We start from the raw sequence: 19,639 nt of genomic DNA, 5'->3' as shown, positions 1-19,639 counted from the left end.
CATCTTACTATACTGCGTAAATTTAATCAACATTTAATTATTCGCACGTTTTTTTTTATAATATGTGCACAAACCGCTTTGTCAATTATTTCACATTATGCCATATCGCAATTCATTTTACCATATATCCGTATCTTACTGTCCATTGATCTTCTTTCTCAGATACTGCTGATCCTGAGCATATGTCATGGCCGTCTCTCTTGTTACTGTGCCTGACGCATATAGCTCATAGAGTGAATCATCCATAGTTACCATTCCAAGTGATCTGCTTGTCTGGATAGTCGACTGGATCTGATGGGTCTTTGCCTCTCGTATCAGACTTCGTATAGCAGGTGATGCAAGCATGACCTCGAATGCTGCTACTCGTCCGTTGCCACTTGCTATAGGAAGCAATGACTGCGATATGACACCTTCAAGAACCATGGCAAGCTGAACTCTTACCTGCTGCTGCTGGTTCGTAGGGAAGATATCTATGATACGGTCGATGGTACTGGCCGCTCCAATCGTATGCAGTGTTGAGAATACCAGGTGTCCGGTCTCGGCAGCTGTTATAGCTGTTGAGATAGTCTCAAGATCTCGCATCTCTCCTACGAGGATTATATCAGGATCCTCACGAAGTGCTGCACGAAGTGCATTCGCATAGCTGAGGGTATCCATACCAACCTCTCGCTGGTTGACTATCGCCTTGTTGTGGTGATGTATGTACTCTATAGGATCCTCAAGTGTTATGATGTGATCCGTGAGGTTTTCATTCGCCTTATTAATAATAGAAGCAAGTGTGGTCGACTTTCCTGATCCGGTAGGTCCGGTTACAAGGACAAGTCCTCTCTTTCTCTTGTACAGTTCAACAACCTCTCTAGGTATACCTAACTGATCTGGTCTTGGTATCTGCGTCTCAACTCGTCTGTAAGCGGCAGCCATGTTTCCTCTGTCCATGAATACATTCACACGGAAACGTCCGGTCTCCGGTGAGTCGAATGAGAAATCGACCTCTCCTCTGTCCTGAAGTATCGCCTTATGTCTGTCCTTCATGGTTGAACCTATTGCCTCGGCTGCGTCAGCCGGTGTAAGAGGCGGAACCTCAACCTCCGTGAGTTTTCCGTTGATCCTAAGCTTAGGTGGTATTCCTACAGCTATGTGAACATCTGAAGCTCTCTCCTCAACGGAGAAAGCAAGCAGTTCTTTCATATCCAGCATTTTCTTGTCCCTTCCTTTCCCTTTTGCATTAATAATTTCATATATATAAATAATCCCTGTTATTATATATCTCGTTTGTTGTGTGGTATTTTACAATTCTCCCATGTCCACGCCCTCAGCGACTGTAACTGTACTGTGGACTATCTTGTTCATCTCGGCTATGGATGTGATTCCATCAAGCACATGCTTTGCAGCTCCCATCTTAAGTGTGAGCATACCCTCCTTGAGAGCCTGCTTCTCGATAACATCTGCTGTAGCGCCTGACGCTATGACTGCCTGAAGCTCTCTTGATACTGGCATCATCTCATACACACCGATACGTCCTGCATATCCTGTATCGTTACACAGCGGGCATCCCTGTGGCTCGTAGATAATAACATCCTCCTCGTCTGCTGGAATGCCGAGCTGTACTCTCTCTTCATCCTCCACAAGTCTAGGCTGCTTACATGTTGTACACAATCTTCGCACAAGTCGCTGTGCGATAACGCCAACTACAGCATCGCCGGCGATATATGATTCAATACCCATATCTATAAGACGTGTGATCGTCGATGCCGCCGAGTTTGTATGCAGTGTCGATACAACCAAATGTCCAGTGATAGCGGCCTGTACGGCGATACCTGCTGTCTCACCGTCTCGGATCTCTCCTATCATGATGATATCCGGATCCTGTCGGAGGATAGATCTGAGGGCTGCCGCGAATGTCATATCCGCTTTGTTGTTAACCTGTACCTGGTTGATACCATTGATATTGGCCTCGACAGGGTCTTCAACTGTGATGATATTAACATCCTCTGTGTTAAGCTCACTGAGTGAAGTGTACAGTGTAGTTGACTTTCCTGATCCTGTAGGTCCCGTTACGAGGATTATACCATGTGGGTTGCTCAGGATATTGTCGAATACCTTCTCCTGCTCCGCATCGAAACCAAGAGCGCTCTTAGGCTTTGTAAGACCATCCTTGGATGTAAGTCTCATAACCGTCTTCTCTCCAAACACTGTAGGGAGGATAGAAACACGGACATCGAACTCTCTCCTGTCCACCATGATCGTGATACGACCATCCTGTGGCTTTCTCTTCTCTGCTATGTCCATACCGCCTATGATCTTGATACGCGCTGTGATACCAGCCAATATACTCAGGTCATATGACATAACCTGCTTCAGTGCACCGTCTATTCTGTATCTTACTCTGACGCTGTTCTCCAGAGCCTCTATATGTATATCTGATGCCCTCTGTCTTACACCGCCCTCTATTATCTGTTTTACCAGAAGAACGATAGGGGAGTTATCTACTTCATCGTTACTGTTATCTTCATCATCCCCACCAAGAACACTCTGCTGTTCCTGTCTGTAGGCCTCAGCAGCCTCCATCGCCTGGGCACTTCCATAGTACTTGTCTATGGCGTTCTTTATCCCCTCTTCGGATGCAAGCATAGGCTCGACCTGAAGATTTGTTACAAGACCTATATCGTCCATGGCCATGATATCCATAGGATCAGCCATAGCCACCTTGAGGATATTCGGATTATCCGGATCCACCTCTATAGGTATGGCCTGATACTTGGTTACCATACTCTCCGGAACCATATGTATGACCTTATCCTCTATCTTGGCTCCCTTGAGCTCTATATAGTCAATTCCCAGCTGGGTTGTAAGAACTGTGATCAGCATGTCATTACTGATAAATCCCAGATCAACCAGAGCATTACCAAGCTTTCTTCCGGTCTCCTTCTGCTTTGCAAGTCCCTCCTGCAGCTGTTCCTCTGTAATTGCCCCTGCCGCAACAAGGACATCTCCTATTCTTATTTTCTTACGCCCCACACTAAGTCGCATTCTCCGAAAATCCTCCTCTTTATTTTTCTCTTTTCATTCCATGTCATTTTCTGTTATTCCCTGTTATTCCCTATCATTTTCTGTCTATTTTCTCTATATACACACAATTACCCAAATACCTAAAGTGCATTATATCACAGTATTTTCACAATTTAAACATTTTGTACATATTTTACCAGCTTTTTTTATAATCTTTTATAAAAATCCAGATTTGAATCTGTGGATAAGCACTATTTTTGCACAAACGACATAATATATTACAAACAACCTTGATCGTTGCAGCCAAAGCTGCCGGGAGCAAAAACATATGGAAGCATTCAAAAATCCTTTAACTCCCGATAAAGAAAAGGAATATATAAACCGGTGCATATCCGGAGACAACGAAGCGCGCCGGGTATTGATCGAGTATAATCTGAGACTGGTTGCCCACATTGTTAAGAAGTACAGCTCATCCGTCCGGGATCCTGAAGATCTTCTGTCTATAGGAACCATTGGTCTGATAAAGGCGATCGACAGCTATAAACCGGAAAAAGGCTGTAAGCTCGCCGGTTACGCTGCCAAATGCATTGAAAATGAACTTCTGATGAATCTGCGCCAGGAAAAGAAAAAATCCCGTGAAGTCTCTATGTATGAACCGATAGGAACTGACAAAGAGGGCAACGAGATCGTTATAATGGATATCATAAGTACATCTGAAAGCTGTCCACTCGAAAAGCTGATCACGGAAGATCATCTAAACCACCTGCCATCGTGCATGAATCAGATCCTGACTCCAAGGGAATACCACATAATCCAGATGCGATATGGGATTTTAGGGGAAGCGCCACTGACTCAGAAGGAAACCGCTAAGATTCTGGGAATATCCAGATCATATGTATCCAGGATAGAAAAACGCGCTTTAAGCAAGCTAAGAGGATGTCTCGACAAATGATCAAGACATCCTCATTCTTGTTTTTTATTTTTTAACCTTTTACTTTTATGCCAGAGAATTGTTTTCACTCTTTCCTGCGGATTATCATACCCTCGGTCAGCTGCTCGCTGAATTTCACCTTGAGCTGCTGTTTTGGATGTGGCGCCGATTCCATCAACGCACCATCCTCATCATATATGGCTTCCACGGTACACTCTATGTTGTCCCCATTGAAATCCATCGCTTCAACACACTCTCCAACCGAGAATTTGTTCTTCTGTTCAAAGCACACACAGCCATCATCTGTTACCTGTCTGACTGTGCCGATGTATGTGTAATTCTTTACATATGTGTTGCTGTCATATATCTGTGAATCTGAATCCGTCTTTCCGAAATAGAATCCCGTTGTAAACTGCCTGTATGTACACTTTGCGATCTCACTCTTGTAGTATTCCATATTGGAACGATACTTCTCCTCAGACTCGAAATAATCGTCTATAGCTTTCCTGTAGGTTCTTGCCACAGTCGCCACATATAACGCCGTCTTCATTCTTCCCTCTATCTTGAGGCTGTCTATTCCTGCGGCTACCATCTCAGGGACATACTCGATCATACAGAGGTCCTTTGAGTTAAATATATACGTTCCCCTGTCATCCTCATTCACAGTCATGTATTCTCCCGGTCTGGTCTCCTCAACTATCGAATACTTCCAGCGGCACGGATGTGTGCACGCACCGTGATTGGCATCTCTTCCTGTAAAATAGTTGCTGAGCAGACATCTTCCTGAATATGAAATACACATTGCACCGTGGACAAACGACTCGATCTCCATATCGTCCGGTATATTTGCGCGTATCTCAGATATCTCCGTCAGAGACAATTCTCTTGCGGACACCACCCTCTTTGCACCGTGCTCGTACCAGAATTTGTACGTCATATAATTGGTATTGTTCGCCTGGGTACTGATATGGATTTCCATATCAGGCATCTCTTCCCTCGCGATCATAAACACGCCCGGGTCAGATACCAGAACAGCATCTACACCAGTATTCTTAAGCTCACCGAAATATCTCTTTATTCCTTCGAGATCGTAGTTGTGCGCAAATATATTCGCTGTTACATACACCTTGACTCCACGCTCGTGCGCATATCCAACAGCCTCTCTCATCTCATCAATTGAAAAATTATCCGCCTTGGCTCTGAGTCCAAATGACTGACCACCTATATACACAGCGTCTGCACCGTAATCAACCGCCACCTTCAGCGTGTCAAGACCTCCTGCTGGCACAAGAAGTTCCGGCTTATTTCTTCTTTCCATAGCACCTTCTCCAAATCTTTTATATTACTTTTTTATGCTGAGCGACATGCCGTCACCTATATTGAATATCCCGGTTTCCAGTCTCTCGTCGTGAGTCAGGCTGTACAGATATTCCCGCATTCTGGCATGTATCGTTCTGTTTCTCCTTGTCACCGCAAACCTGCTCTCCAGCACATCACCATCCTGAAGCACATTGTCGCACAAAAGTATCCCACCACTCTTCAGTTTCTCTATCGACTCGTCAAAAAAGCTTCCGTACTGTCCCTTTGCAGCATCCATAAACACCATATCGTATTCGTCATCAAGCTGTGGCAGTATCTCATGGGCATCGCCCTCAAGAAGGGTTATCTTATCCTGTGCTCCCGCGCGCATAATATTCTGTTTTGCCTGTTCTATTCTAGGTGGGTAATTCTCTATTGTTGTTATATGTGCATCGCTATTCAGAAATCTGCTCATAAAAATGGCAGAAAAGCCTACGGCAGCACCAATCTCAAGTATCCGCTCCGGTCGGTTCATCAATATGATCATCTTTATGAACTCTCCGGCCTCACGTCTTATTATCGGTATCCCGTTCTCTTCTGCCTCTTTTCTGATAGCTGTCACCACCTCGTCATAATCCACACTGAATGAATTAATAAATGACGCAAGTCTCTCATCAGTTATCATATTGTCTATTCTCCAGTTTCATCTGTTGCTGCCTCTGTTATTCTGTCCTCAGCAGCGCCTTCATCTCCTGTGCCATTTGCATTGGTCACTGTGCTCTGCCCGTCTCCGCCCGATTCATCTCCTGTGGAGCTGCTGTCCGAGCTTCCCGAACTTGCTGTGTCGTCCCCTGACACGCCTGTTATTATATCTATGATCTCCTGGTTGGTATTGCTTGGAGACATCGCGTATGTACCAGGTTTCATCTTGCCCGCATCACCGTTTATCCTGACCTTGAGTATGAATGCATACTTGTTGTCTATCACTCCTGACTTCTTCAGTGAATCTGCTATATCCAGCAGGGGTTCATCATCGGTGATGGTGATGGCCGTCTTCTTGTTACTTCCAGGTTCAACCGCCGTGGTCGAAAACACCTGATACGCAAAGTCAAATGAATACGAGAAACCTTTGACCAACACAAACAGAATACATACATTTATGAGAAGACCAAACAGGAATCTCAGTATCTTTTTCATACTTCTAGCACTATCTATAGCCATAACCCTAATTCTCCTTGTTCACATATACACAAGCAGGCACACGCCTGAAGTGTTACTGTGCATCCTCATCAATGATGTCAAAGTCAAGATCGTCCGCGATCTGTTCATACACCATCTTCATCATACGCACAAGCTTCTGCTCCGCCCTGATAAAATCGTTTACTATAGTATCATGGACTATGGAGTCATATTCTATGAATAGATTATTGACTTCATCATAAGGATTGTCAAGCATTTCATTGTTCTGTATTTCATAATTTTTCTTACGAAATTCCATAAGCTGCTGAAGTTTATCAGGTTTCTGTCTGAGTTTGTCTTTGCAGTACTGATAATTCTTATAGACTTCGGAATCCTTGATGCACGCATTGAGCTGTCTGCTAAGTTCCAACGTATCTGTCATATTATCACCCTTCTACACTTCTGTGATTATCGGAAGGATCATCGGGCTTCTCTTGGTCCTCTTCCACAGGAATTCTCCCATATCATCCTTTATCACAGATTTAATCTTGCCCCAGTCAGTCACACCGCGGCTAAGGCATCTGTCAAGTGCCTCCTGGCATGTTATACGGCAGTCCTCCATCAGTGTCTCAGACTCCCTGACGTACACAAAACCTCTTGATACTATATCCGGACCGGCCACAAGCTGGTTGCTGTATCTGTCCAAAGTAACAACTATAATGATAAGTCCATTCTGAGACAGGAGCTGTCTGTCTCTGAGAACTATGTTACCCACATCTCCAACTCCGAGGCCATCAACAAATACCCCCTGTGCAGGAACCTTTCCGACCACATCAAACTTATCCTCACCGATTTCCAGTACATCGCCAGTTGTCATGATCTTTATATTTTCCTTTGGAATGCCCATCTCTCTTGCAAGCTCTGCATGGCGCTTCAGATGTCTGTACTCACCGTGAACCGGTATCGCATACTTCGGTTTTGTGAGTGCATATATAAGCTTGAGTTCCTCCCGGCAGGCATGTCCGGATACATGGGTATCCTCAAATATTACATGCGCACCCTTAGCCTCAAGTTCGTTTATAACCTTGAATACGGCTTTCTCATTTCCCGGTATCGGATGTGAGCTGAATATAACAACATCTCCCGGCTTGATCGCAACCTTATTGTGTATGGATGCTGCGATCCTTGAAAGTGCCGCCATGTTCTCTCCCTGGCTTCCCGTCGTTATGAGCACAACCTTCTCATCCGGGTAATTCTTCATCTGGCTTATATCTATGAGTGTGTTGTCCGGTATATTTATATATCCAAGCTCCGAGGCCGTGGTGATTATATTCACCATACTTCTGCCCTCGATTATAACTTTTCTGTCATACTTGTATGCAGAATTTATTATCTGCTGTACTCTGTCAACATTTGACGCAAACGTTGCTATGATGATTCTGTGATCCTTGTTGTCATTGAAGAGGTTGTCAAATGTTCTTCCAACAGTCTTCTCCGACTGTGTAAATCCCTCTTTCTCGGCGTTCGTTGAGTCTGCCATAAGTGCCAGCACACCCTTCTTGCCAAGTTCTGCAAATCTCTGAAGATCTATAGTTCCACCAAATACAGGTGTGTAGTCTATCTTGAAATCTCCGGTGTGAACCAGAAGTCCAGCCGGTGTATATATTGCAAGCGCTGCCGAATCAGCTATGGAGTGGTTTGTTCTGATAAATTCCACCCTGAACGCTCCAAGATTGATATTCTGACCATACTTTACAACCTTTCTCCTTGTGTTATTCATAAGGTTGTGTTCTTTCAGTTTGTTTTCTATAAGCCCCATGGTCAGCTTGGTCGCATAGATAGGCATATTCAATTCTTTCTCAATGTAAGGTATGGCACCAATGTGATCCTCATGTCCATGGGTAACCACAAGTCCCCTGACCTTGTCCGCGTTTTCCTTGAGATACGTGACATCCGGAATAACCAGATCTATTCCTAACATGTCGTCCTCAGGGAATGCCAGTCCGCAGTCAATGACTATGATAGAGTCCTCATACTCTATCGCAGTGATATTCATTCCAATCTGTTCCAGACCGCCCAAAGGAATGATCTTCACTGTCTCTTTGTTATTCTTATTCAATTTTCTTATACCTCCAAATTTACGTCCTCAAGCAGTTCATCAAATATCCTGATAACTGCATCTAATTCTTTTTCATCTTCAACAATATCGTATGCTGCCATCTCTTCCGTATCAGCTCCGCTGTCCTCACGGAGTATAAGGAATGATTCATCATCCGCCTTGTCTACCACAAACAGATAGTTTATCCCACCAAGTGTTGTCTGTTCCAACACTGCAAACTCTACTTCTGTTCCATCCTCTGCTTCAAAAATTATGCTGTCATTCTTATTCTCTGCCATATAAACCCCTGTTTTTGTGTTCGCGGCTCTACATGCCGTTACTTTTGGAATCAAGATAGTTCTGCAGGATAACCGCAGCTGCCATCTTGTCTATATACGTCTTACGATTCTCTCTTCTGACTCCGCTGTCCATGAGTATACGCTCGGCCTCAACAGTGGTCAGTCTCTCATCCCACAACACAACTTCAAGACCGGTTCTTCTCTCCAGATCATTTTTAAAGCTCACGGTAGCCTCGCATCTGTCTCCCTCTGTGTTGTTCATGTTCTTTGGATATCCAAGCACTATCTTTTCTATCTTCTCCTGCTGACCAGCTGCGCCATACTCCTCTATGATCGCCTCGATCCTTGCCAGCGTCTGTCTGAGCTTGCCTGCTGACTTTCGCTCGATGGTCTCAAGAGGCTGCGCTGTGATCTCCAGCGGATCGCTCACCGCTACTCCAACAGTCTTTGTTCCGTAATCTAATCCTAAAACTCTCATGTGTACCACCTATATCAGATTGTTTCTGATATAATCCTCAAACAATACTTCTATGATCTCATCTCTCTCAACCTTCATGATAAGGCTTCTGGCATTCTTGTAGCTGGTAATGTATGTTGGATCTCCGCTCATTATGTATCCAACAACCTGACTTACCGGATTGTATCCCTTTTCAGCAAGTGCATCATACACCTGACCAATGATCTGTCTTACATCAATGGTGGCATCCTTCACCGCTGAAATGTTCTGTGTACTTTCATTATTCATCAAATCACGTCCTCATATTGTTATTCTCTGTCGAGCTGCCTATCTAACGTTCCTATTCTAATATAAAAGATTCCAAAAGTAAAGGAACATATTCTCAGCAGATCAGACCATTAGTATATCTCCATTCTGTGTGTATCTCACATAGACAAAGCTGTTCACGAAGCTTTCTGGCATAGGTATATCCCCCGCTTTTATAAGTATGTCCATATATCTCTCCGTATGGCCTCTCAGGTAAGTCCCATCTTCTCTGTGCAGAACCTCCTCCACAAGCACTTCCAGCTCCGCACCCTCGTACTTCGCCTCATATGCTTTCTTGCCGCGCTCCGCAAGTTCCAAAAGCACATCACTTCTCTTGTTTTTCACTTCAGGTGAAACCTGATCTTTCATGGCTGCCGCAACAGTTCCCTTTCTCGGTGAGTACTTGAATATATGCATCTCGTACAGATTAAGCTCCGTCAGATACTGTACAGTCTCTTCAAATTCTTCATCTGTCTCTCCTGGAAACCCTACAATGACATCGGTAGTCAACGCCGGCGCATCATACGCCTCTCTAAGCATCTCACATTTTTCAAAGTATTGCTCCCGTGTGTACTTTCTGTTCATCCTTTTAAGTATTGTATTGCAACCACTTTGCAGGCTTAAATGGAAGTGTGGGCAGACTTTTTTGTTTGCGGAAACTCTTCGTACAAAGTCCTCTGTTATTATGCCTGGCTCAAGCGATCCAAGACGTATCCTCTTGATTCCTTTGATTTTTGAGATGGCATCTATGAGATCTATAAGTGCTCCCTCATTATTCTTATCCTTGCCATAGGATGATATATGTATTCCGGTAAGCACCACTTCTTTAATACCAGACTCCGCAAGCTCGGTGACTTCCGCTATCACAGCTTCCTCACTCCTGCTACGTATACGCCCCCTTACATATGGTATAATACAGTATGAGCAGAACTGGTTACACCCGTCCTGAATCTTCACATACGCCCTTGTATGGCCGACAGGAACATGTCCTCCCATCTCCTCATACTCTGTCTCCTTGGATATATCAATAAAGTACTCTTTTTTCTCTCCACCAGCAGGTGTATCCCCTCCTTCGTTTTTTCTCACATTAATATAATCATTCACTATATCTGTGATATCTTTCTTTTTGTTATTGCTGATCACTATATCTACGGATTCATCCTGCTCAAGCAGTTCCTTTGCAGATTGTACATAGCAGCCAGCTGCTATCACTATCGACTCCGGGTTTCTCTTTTTTGCCCTGTGAAGCATCTGCCTGGATTTTTTGTCCGCTATGTTTGTAACTGAACAGGTATTTACTATATATATATCTGCTTTTTCTTCAAAGTCAACAATATCAGCGCCTGCGGCACTGAGCATATCCAGCATGCTGTCCGTCTCTGCCTGATTAACTTTGCACCCAAGTGTGGTTGCCGCAACCGACTTACCTTTTAACATCAATTTTACTCTCCTTATATTGACTTTTGTATTCCATAAAAATATAATGGTTACAGTACATAAACTATATCATAAGGGTTAGGAGGACTAATTATGAAAGCTGTTAAGATTTCTTTAAACTCAATCGATAAGGTTAAGAGCTTCTGCAACGACATTGCTAAGTTTGACGCTGAGTTCGATCTTGTATCAGGACGTTATGTCATCGATGCAAAGTCAATCATGGGTATCTTCAGTCTGGATATCTCAAAGCCAATCGAGCTTAACATCCATGCAGAGAGCGGTATTGATGAGATTATGGCAACACTCAAGCCATACCTTGCCGAGTAAGTTTTTCAAAATCAATTATATTATAACAATTTTTTTATTGCTATTTTCAATTTAAAGAGATGCTTTTCAGCATCTCTTTTTTATTTTCTATACAACTATACTATACAACTATGCAATCTAGTCCACGTTGAATCCGCCTTATAACTTTAGTTATTCACGACTCGACTTAGTTCTTTGCCCTGCACATAACTGTCTCTGCTGTATCAACAGCCGTGCGATAAAGTGGTTCTATGATTCCCGCAAGTTTTTCCTCAGACTTCTCTATCGCTGAGAGAACAGGTTTTGTAACCGGATGCTTTGCGACGAATGTCGTACAGCAATCCTCATAAGGCAGGATAGATGTCTCGTATGTGCCTATCTTTTCAGATATATCCACTATCTCCTGTTTATCCATACCTATACACGGTCTGAACACCGGCATGGTGCTCACCTGGTTGATAACATTAAGGCTAAACACCGTCTGACTTGACACCTGACCGATGCTCTCTCCTGTGATGGTACACTGACAGTCATTTTTCTCTGCCAGTTCTTCTGCGATCTTGATCATATATCTCTTCATTATTATCGTGAGTTCTTCATGAGGGCAGTTGTCATATATAGCCATCTGCACATCTGCAAAATTGACAACGTGAAGCTTTATGGCTCCTGCATAATCTGCCACAAGGCACGCAAGATCGATGACCTTCTGCTTTGCTCTCTCGCTTGTAAACGGAGGCGCATGGAAATATACAGCCTCAACCACAACCCCTCTCTTCGCTATCATGTATGCAGCAACCGGGCTGTCTATACCGCCTGAGAGAAGTGCCATTCCCTTTCCATTTGTTCCGACAGGAAGCCCTCCCGGTCCAGGTATCGTTATGGAATATATATATGCAACCTTTCGTATCTCCACATTGATTATCTCCTGTGGCGAATGGACGTCAACAGAGAGTCCAGGGTATGCCTCGAGGAGGAAATGTCCAAGCTCTGCGCTGACTTCCATCGATGTCATCGGATATGACTTCTCATTTCTTCTGGTGAACACCTTGAATGTGAAATTCTTGTGATCATAAGCCCTGTCAACATAGTCTATAACCTTTTGTTTCAGGTTCTCAAATTCTGTATTCTCCTCCACAACAACAGGACATATGCCAACTATTCCAAATACCTTACCGAGCGCTCCGACCACATCCTCGTAATCGTAATCTGACTTGCACTCCACAAAAATTCTACCCTGTTCTTTTCTTATATAGAAATCACCGTAGTTTTTGAGTTTTCTGTTTATATTCTTGCACAGGATATCCTCAAATATATATCGGTTCTTTCCTTTTGTACCTATCTCGGCATACTTTATCATAAAAGCCTTGTACTGCATGTGTCCTCCTTATAATCCTGACATTATTTTTTTCTTACATATCTTCTCAGTACAGGAAGCAGCTCTTTACAACATTGCACTGCATAGTCCACCTGTTCTATTGTGTTTTCCGGTGAAAAACTAAATCTCAATGTTGATTCAAGCTTCTCCGGTGGAAGTCCTATCGCCTTAAGTGTTCCGCTGGTGGAATGTTTGTTAGACGAACACGCCGAACCTGAAGAGACATATACTCCCCGTTCCTCAAGTGCGTGCAGCATGACCTCACTTCTCACACCCTTGAATGTGATGCTCGCAATATGTGGTGCATCACCTGAGTTGCTGTATACTTCTTCTATTCCTGTAAGTTCATCTATCAGATGCTGCTTTACTTCACGCATGTGCCGCACTTTCTCATCCAGATCTCTGTACGTCATCTCCGCCGCAAGTGCCATACCGGCTATCCCCGGCACATTCTCCGTACCCGATCTCATTCCGTTCTGTTGGCCTCCGCCATATATCACCGGCTTCACCTTTACACGGTCTCTTATGTATAGCGCGCCAACGCCCTTTGGTCCGTGAAACTTATGGCTGCTGACAGACATCATATCTATTCCCATTCTTCCCGGATATATGACATATTTGCCAAATGCCTGAATCGCATCAACATGGAACAGCACTGCTGGATTCTTCTCCTTGATGCGTTTTGCTATATCCTGGACCGGCATCACAGATCCTATCTCGTTATTCACGTACATCACAGACACTATGATGGTGTTATCATCCACTGCATCGACAAGTTCATCGACATTGATCACACCTTTGCTGTCAACACCTATCCTAACTACCTCAAATCCCATATCTTCCAGAAATGATACCGGACTTCCCACCGATGCATGTTCCACCTCTGTTGTTATGATCTTGTTCCCTGCTCTCCTGTTGGCAAGTGCACCGCCTATAAGTGCCATATTGTTTGACTCTGTTCCGCCGGATGTGAACACTATCTCTTTCGGCATGACCTTCATAAGTCTTGCCATCTTCTCTCTGGCGTCTGTAACATATCTTGCCGCTTCAACCCCCTTGAGGTGAAGTGAAGATGGATTGCCATAATCCTCCTCCATGAGCCTTACTACAAGATCCCTGACCTCCGGATACACCGGAGTTGTCGCTGAATTGTCAAAATATGCCTCTATCCTGTTTCCTGAATTTGTTTCCATGATTCTTGTCCCTGATTCCGTCTTTGTAATTGCCAGTCTCTCTATTTCTTCTTTATGCCTTTTTATGTCTTTTCTTTATATCTCTTCTTTATGCCTGCTACTCTGCCTGAAACATGATGATCGCCATCACCGCAAGTCCAGCCGTCTCCGTGCGCAGTATCCGGTGTCCAAGCGTTATGCACTCAGCCCCCGCCGCCACAGCCTCTTCCACTTCTTCGCGGGCAAATCCGCCCTCCGGGCCTATAAATATTCCCAGTGACCTTTTGCCTCGCACGTTAGCGATAATCTGCCTCGACTCCTCTATACCTTCCGCCTCTTCATAAGGTATGATATTCATATCAAGTTCCGACGCCATATCCAGCGCTTTGGCAAATGATACCGGCTCTGTAATCTCTGGAACGATCCCGCGTCCGGACTGTTTCGCCGCGGATTCCGCAATAGTTCGGTATCTCTCTGTCTTTTTCGTAGCTTTTTTCTGATCCAGTTTGACTATAGTTCTGGATGTAAATACCGGCACTATCCTGCATACTCCAAGTTCGACCATCTTCTGGACTATGAGATCCATTTTATCGGACTTTGGATAGCCCTGAAACAGTGTGACTTTAACCGGGAGTTCAGCAAAATTGTCGCTTATGTCTTCTATATTGCAAACTACCTTATCAGGATCTATACGCGATATCCTGCAAGTATAATCCCGGCCTCTGCCATCACTCACAAGGATCTCTTCCCCGATCTTAAGCCGAAGTACATTCTTTATGTGATTCACATCTCCACCTGTAATCTCGATATCTGTACCTATATCCCTGCCATCTATATCCACAAAAAACCTGTTCATCCCAGACTATATCCTCTCATACTTTACGCCCTATAAAATCTATAGTTCGCTTAATCTATATGTTTTTTTGCGACAAAGCTTACCCAGTCATTCATGTAGACAGTATCTACGATATCAAAGTTATTGTCAAGCAAAGCCTGTCGAACTTCTTCCTCTTTTATATTGATGATTCCTGATGATATGAAAAGTCCATCATCCTTCATGAACTTCTGAACAACCGCTGACATAGGTATGATAACGTCCGCGAGAATATTTGCAACTACTATATCATAATTTGCGCCGATCGAATCTACCAGTTTCTGGTCCTCAAGCACATTGCCGCATATAAAGCTTACAGCATCAGCAGGTATGTTGTTTACATCCCTGTTCTCTCCTGCAACATCCACAGCTATAGGATCTATATCTATTCCGAGCACATGTTCTGCTCCAAGCTTGTTGCATACAAATGACAGGATACCGCTTCCGCTGCCAGCGTCAAGTATCTTGTCTCCATCTTTCATATATTTCTTGAGCTGTCCTATACACAGTCTTGTTGTCTCATGTGAGCCTGTTCCAAACGCTGTTCCCGGATCTATCTCTATGATGATATCTTCTTCCTTCGCATCATCCGGAACCGCCTCCCACGTCGGCTTGATGATAATGTTGTCATAGAGTCTGAATGGTTTGAAGTATGCCTTCCAGTTATCTCTCCAATCCTCATCCTTCGTCTCGCTCTCTGTTATATTGCCGGTTCCAACCGAAAGAAACTCTGACAGCCTCTTTATCTCGGCTGTAACTTTATCCTTTATCTCCTGAACGTCAAATGTATCATCCAGGAAACATGTCACCCTGGCTGTTCCATCATTTTCCGGCATATCATCCGGCAGGAGATCCACAAACATCGTCTCCATCTCTTCCTCTGTAAGAGGTATATTATCTTCTATCTGAACACCCAAAACGCCTTCCTCTTCGAGGAAGGCGCTTATGAGGTCTTCAGCTTCACATGTTGTATCTATCGTGAGCTTAGTCCATTTCATATATTATTTTACCTGCTTTTATTATTTTTACTGTTTCTTCTTTCTTCTCTTATGATCACCAAATGTAAATGGTCCTGCTGAGTCTGTGGCAGGTCTTGTCTCCACAAGTGTTGCCTGCTCATACTGGTTGAGAATCTTCTTCTGCTCTTCTGTCAGCTTCTCAGGTACCTGTACGACAAGTGTTACATAGTGATCACCTCGCTGAGTAGGATTCTTCAGGTTTGGTACGCCCTTACCCTTCAGCTTGATACGTGTATCTGTCTGTGTTCCAGGTGGTATTGTGTAATCCACCTCACCCTCTATGGTGTTGATCTTGATCGTTCCACCAAGGGCTGCCTGTGTGAATGTAATAGGCTCTGATGAGTAAAGATTGTACTCCTGTCTCTGGAAGTTAGGGTGACGATCCACCAGGATCGTAACTGTAAGATCTCCTCTCTCACCGCCATTGATGCCTGGCTCACCTTTGCCCTTGATACGGATATTTGTACCATTATCCACTCCAGGTGGAATAGCTATCTGTATCTTCTTTCTACTCTTGACATATCCTGTGCCTGCACAGTTGCTGCACTTATATCTGATGATCTTTCCTGAACCTGAACAATCCGGACAGGTCTGTACGTTACGGACAACTCCAAACAGTGACTGCTGTGTTGTAACTATCTGACCCTTGCCGCCACACTTGCCACATACTTCCGGCTGATGTCCTGGCTGGGATCCAGTACCCTTACATACATCACATTCATCTTTAAGAGGAAGCTCAAGCTCTTTCTGAGTACCAAATATAGCCTCCTCGAATCCAACTCTTATAGTTGTCTTGATATTTGCACCCTTCATAGGGCCATTTGTATTTCTCTGACGACTTGCTCCTCCAAACATATCTCCGAAGATATCACCAAAGATATCTCCCATATCTGCGAAGTCAAATCCGCCAAATCCACCGGCACCGCCACCGTTCTGATCAAATGCTGCATGGCCGAACTGATCATACTTTGCACGTTTCTCAGGATCACTGAGGACTGAATAAGCTTCTGCGGCTTCTTTGAATTTCTCTGCAGCCTCCTCATCACCAGGGTTCATATCCGGGTGGTATTTTTTTGCTACCACTCGGTATGCCCTTTTGATCTCGGCGTCAGAGGCACCCTTGGAAACACCAAGGACTTCATAATAATCGGTCTTTGTCTCTGCCATAGCCTTTACCTTTCATCCTCTATATATTAAACCTCTGTGAAATCTCCATCTACAACATCGCCATCTGAGTAATCAGGTGTGCCTGCTCCTGTGCCTGCATTTGCTCCAGGACCATTCTGCTCATAGAGCTTTGAGAACAGATTCTGTGCGCTCTCCATCAGCTTATCCTTAGCTGCCTTGATCTTGTCAACATCAGCATCGCTCATGTTCTCTGCATCTGTGCTGTCTATTGCTGCTCTTAAGGAGTCAAGATCTGCCTTTACGCCAGCCTTATCTGAATCTGAAAGCTTATCTCCTACCTCGCCGAGTGCCTTCTCTGTCTGGAACGCAAGTGCATCGGCCTCATTCCTTGCCTCAATGCCTTCCTTACGCTTCTTATCCTGAGCCTCGTACTCAGCTGCTTCCTTAACTGCTCTATCGATATCATCATCTGAAAGTGATGTACCTGATGTAATTGTAATGTGCTGTTCTCTTCCTGTTCCGAGATCCTTAGCTGATACATTTACGATACCATTTGCATCGATATCAAATGTTACCTCGATCTGTGGAACTCCACGTCTTGCCGGAGCGATACCATCAAGTCTGAATCTACCAAGGCTCTTGTTGTCCTTTGCGAACTGTCTCTCACCCTGTACTACGTTGATATCAACGGCATCCTGATTATCCTGTGCTGTTGAGAAGATCTGGCTCTTCTTTGTAGGGATAGTTGTGTTTCTCTCGATAAGGTGAGTAGCTATACCACCCATTGTCTCGATTGAAAGTGTAAGTGGTGTAACATCCAGAAGAAGGATCTCACCTGCACCTGCATCTCCAGCAAGCTTACCACCCTGGATACAAGCACCGATTGCAACACACTCATCAGGGTTAATTCCCTTGAATGGCTCCTTGCCTGTAAGTCTCTTAACTTCTTCCTGTACTGCGATGATACGTGTTGAACCACCGACAAGAAGTACCTTATCAAGCTCTGCTGCTGTGAGACCTGCATCAGCAAGTGCTGTGTTAACAGGGCCCTTTGTTCTGTCTACAAGATCTGCTGTAAGCTCATCAAACTTAGCTCTTGTAAGGTTCATATCAAAATGCTTTGGACCATCCTGGTTTGCTGTGATGAAAGGAAGGTTGATGTTGGTTGTTGTAGCTGATGACAGCTCCTTCTTTGCCTTCTCTGCTGCTTCCTTTAATCTCTGCATAGCCATCTTATCGCCTGAAAGGTCGATACCCTCTGCCTTCTTAAACTCGTCAAGCATATACTGTGTAATAGCGTTATCGAAATCATCACCACCGAGTTTGTTATCACCGGCTGTTGCAAGAACCTCGATGACACCCTCACCGATCTCAATGATAGATACATCAAATGTACCACCACCTAAATCGTAAACCATGATTCTCTGCTCCTGTTCATTGTCAAGACCATATGAAAGAGCTGCTGCTGTAGGCTCGTTGATGATACGCTTTACATCAAGACCTGCGATCTTACCGGCATCCTTTGTTGCCTGTCTCTGTCCATCTGAGAAGTAAGCAGGAACTGTGATAACTGCCTCTGTAACCTTCTCACCAAGGTATCCTTCAGCATCTGCCTTCAGCTTCTGAAGGATCATTGCTGAGATCTCCTGTGGAGAATACTTCTTACCATCTATCTCCACTCTGTAATCTGTACCCATATGACGCTTGATAGATGAAATTGTCTTATCAGCATTTGTTACTGCCTGACGCTTTGCAGGCTCTCCTACTACTCTCTCTCCTGTCTTCAGGAAACCTACTACTGAAGGTGTTGTTCTCATACCCTCTGAGTTTGCTATAACTACAGGCTTACCACCTTCCATAACTGCTACACATGAATTTGTTGTACCTAAATCAATACCTATAATCTTACCCATTGTCTTTTCCTCCTAGAAAAAATTTCAAATGATCATACTTCTAAATTTATTGCACAGACGCGTGAGAAGCTCTACGCTCAGCGTCTGCGTAACATATCACCAAGCTCTGCCTGATGACCTGCGCGCACATCAGTGCACTAATTTGCTACCTTTACCATGCTGAATCTGAGTACCTGATCTTTGTACATATAACCTTTCTGCATCTCTTCGACGATAACATTCTCTTCGTAGCTATCATCCTCAACATGCATCACGGCATTGTGATATGTCGGATCAAACTGCTGTCCCGCACAGTCCATAGGCTTAACGCCTATGCTATCCAATGAAGTCATAAGCTGCTTGTATATGTTTGCAACTCCTGACTCGAATGGTCTTCCTTTTTCGTCCTCAGGTATGGCTGCTAGTGCTCTCTCAAAGTTATCTACTACCGGGAGCAGTTTCTCAAGGACTCCCTTCGCACCTATGTCGTACAACTTACCTGATTCCTTTTCATTTCTCTGCCGGATGTTCTCACACTCAGCGAGAAGTCTTGTATACTTAGCCTCTGCATCCTTGCAGCGCTCCTTGAGTTTCTCATTCTCCTCACGCAGTGCCTTGCCTCCGCGTCTGTTTTCCTTTGCAACATGCTGTGGCTTCGCCGCCTCTGCCTGTTCCTCTGGAACATCAACCGTTTCCGTTACATCCACCGATGATTCTGCACTGTCTTTTATCTCTGCTGAAGCATCTCCAACTATTGTCTCAGAAGCGGTCTGCTCTGTCTTCACCTTCTTGTCGGATGCATTGCTGTTTTCGCTATCAGCCATTACATATCCTCCTATTCATCATCTTTTTGGTGTA

General features: G+C 44.3%; 20 protein-coding genes. 2 read left to right on the top strand and 18 right to left on the bottom strand.

What is annotated here, in order from left to right; translation table 11 throughout:
- Positions 1-135: 135 nt before the first annotated feature.
- On the bottom strand, positions 136-1,197 hold the full coding sequence (locus NQ536_RS04825) for a type IV pilus twitching motility protein PilT (protein ID WP_004848860.1): 1,062 nt from the start codon (positions 1,195-1,197) through the stop codon (positions 136-138).
- Positions 1,198-1,287: 90 nt separating this feature from the next.
- Positions 1,288-3,030 (bottom strand): GspE/PulE family protein, encoded by a 1,743-nt coding sequence (locus NQ536_RS04820; protein WP_004848858.1) that lies wholly within the window; start codon positions 3,028-3,030, stop codon positions 1,288-1,290.
- Positions 3,031-3,337: 307 nt separating this feature from the next.
- Here NQ536_RS04820 and sigK point away from each other — a divergent pair, with 307 nt between their 5' ends.
- Entirely contained in the window at positions 3,338-3,961 is a 624-nt protein-coding gene (gene sigK, locus NQ536_RS04815) for an RNA polymerase sporulation sigma factor SigK (protein ID WP_004848854.1), read from the top strand.
- A gap of 64 nt (positions 3,962-4,025) precedes the next feature.
- Here sigK and NQ536_RS04810 read toward each other — a convergent pair whose 3' ends face one another.
- From NQ536_RS04810 to mtaB, 9 genes are all read right to left on the bottom strand, one after another.
- On the bottom strand, positions 4,026-5,258 hold the full coding sequence (locus NQ536_RS04810) for a peptidase U32 family protein (RefSeq protein WP_004848852.1): 1,233 nt from the start codon (positions 5,256-5,258) through the stop codon (positions 4,026-4,028).
- Positions 5,259-5,282: 24 nt separating this feature from the next.
- On the bottom strand, positions 5,283-5,924 hold the full coding sequence (locus tag NQ536_RS04805) for an O-methyltransferase (protein WP_004848851.1): 642 nt from the start codon (positions 5,922-5,924) through the stop codon (positions 5,283-5,285).
- A gap of 5 nt (positions 5,925-5,929) precedes the next feature.
- Positions 5,930-6,460, bottom strand: a complete 531-nt coding sequence (locus tag NQ536_RS04800) for an endolytic transglycosylase MltG (RefSeq protein WP_004848848.1) — start codon at positions 6,458-6,460, stop codon at positions 5,930-5,932.
- Between the two features lie 52 nt (positions 6,461-6,512).
- Entirely contained in the window at positions 6,513-6,860 is a 348-nt protein-coding gene (locus NQ536_RS04795; protein WP_004848847.1) for a YlbF family regulator, read from the bottom strand.
- Between the two features lie 12 nt (positions 6,861-6,872).
- Positions 6,873-8,537: a ribonuclease J gene (locus NQ536_RS04790; RefSeq protein WP_004848844.1), complete on the bottom strand. Its 1,665-nt coding sequence runs from the start codon at positions 8,535-8,537 to the stop codon at positions 6,873-6,875.
- 5 nt (positions 8,538-8,542) lie between these two features.
- Positions 8,543-8,815 (bottom strand): DUF1292 domain-containing protein, encoded by a 273-nt coding sequence (locus NQ536_RS04785; protein ID WP_004848842.1) that lies wholly within the window; start codon positions 8,813-8,815, stop codon positions 8,543-8,545.
- A gap of 28 nt (positions 8,816-8,843) precedes the next feature.
- Positions 8,844-9,293 (bottom strand): Holliday junction resolvase RuvX, encoded by a 450-nt coding sequence (gene ruvX / locus NQ536_RS04780; RefSeq protein ID WP_004848840.1) that lies wholly within the window; start codon positions 9,291-9,293, stop codon positions 8,844-8,846.
- 9 nt (positions 9,294-9,302) lie between these two features.
- Complete coding sequence (locus tag NQ536_RS04775) at positions 9,303-9,560, bottom strand: IreB family regulatory phosphoprotein (protein WP_004848838.1); 258 nt, start codon at positions 9,558-9,560, stop codon at positions 9,303-9,305.
- 102 nt (positions 9,561-9,662) lie between these two features.
- Entirely contained in the window at positions 9,663-11,015 is a 1,353-nt protein-coding gene (gene mtaB / locus NQ536_RS04770) for a tRNA (N(6)-L-threonylcarbamoyladenosine(37)-C(2))-methylthiotransferase MtaB (RefSeq protein ID WP_004848837.1), read from the bottom strand.
- 93 nt (positions 11,016-11,108) lie between these two features.
- Between mtaB and NQ536_RS04765 the strand changes: the two genes are divergently transcribed.
- Entirely contained in the window at positions 11,109-11,342 is a 234-nt protein-coding gene (locus NQ536_RS04765) for an HPr family phosphocarrier protein (protein ID WP_004848835.1), read from the top strand.
- A gap of 166 nt (positions 11,343-11,508) precedes the next feature.
- Here NQ536_RS04765 and thiI read toward each other — a convergent pair whose 3' ends face one another.
- The 7 genes from thiI to grpE all read right to left on the bottom strand — a co-directional run bounded on the left by thiI (position 11,509) and on the right by grpE (position 19,605).
- Positions 11,509-12,696 (bottom strand): tRNA uracil 4-sulfurtransferase ThiI, encoded by a 1,188-nt coding sequence (thiI, locus tag NQ536_RS04760; RefSeq protein WP_004848833.1) that lies wholly within the window; start codon positions 12,694-12,696, stop codon positions 11,509-11,511.
- Positions 12,697-12,719: 23 nt separating this feature from the next.
- Complete coding sequence (locus NQ536_RS04755) at positions 12,720-13,865, bottom strand: cysteine desulfurase family protein (RefSeq protein WP_044997724.1); 1,146 nt, start codon at positions 13,863-13,865, stop codon at positions 12,720-12,722.
- Between the two features lie 121 nt (positions 13,866-13,986).
- Entirely contained in the window at positions 13,987-14,724 is a 738-nt protein-coding gene (locus NQ536_RS04750; protein WP_004848830.1) for a 16S rRNA (uracil(1498)-N(3))-methyltransferase, read from the bottom strand.
- A 50-nt stretch (positions 14,725-14,774) separates the two neighbouring features.
- A complete protein-coding gene (gene prmA / locus NQ536_RS04745; protein ID WP_004848828.1) occupies positions 14,775-15,740 on the bottom strand; it encodes a 50S ribosomal protein L11 methyltransferase in 966 nt (321 codons plus the stop codon).
- Between the two features lie 27 nt (positions 15,741-15,767).
- Positions 15,768-16,928: a molecular chaperone DnaJ gene (gene dnaJ / locus NQ536_RS04740; RefSeq protein ID WP_004848826.1), complete on the bottom strand. Its 1,161-nt coding sequence runs from the start codon at positions 16,926-16,928 to the stop codon at positions 15,768-15,770.
- A gap of 26 nt (positions 16,929-16,954) precedes the next feature.
- Positions 16,955-18,802: a molecular chaperone DnaK gene (gene dnaK, locus NQ536_RS04735; protein ID WP_004848825.1), complete on the bottom strand. Its 1,848-nt coding sequence runs from the start codon at positions 18,800-18,802 to the stop codon at positions 16,955-16,957.
- 137 nt (positions 18,803-18,939) lie between these two features.
- Positions 18,940-19,605, bottom strand: a complete 666-nt coding sequence (grpE, locus tag NQ536_RS04730; protein ID WP_004848823.1) for a nucleotide exchange factor GrpE — start codon at positions 19,603-19,605, stop codon at positions 18,940-18,942.
- Between the last annotated feature and the right edge of the window lie 34 nt (positions 19,606-19,639).

This window comes from Coprococcus eutactus (assembly GCF_025149915.1).
Classification (GTDB): Bacteria; Bacillota; Clostridia; order Lachnospirales; family Lachnospiraceae; genus Coprococcus; species Coprococcus eutactus.
Note: the sequence above shows the minus strand (reverse complement) of the source record. Positions and strands in the feature narration are given on the sequence as shown.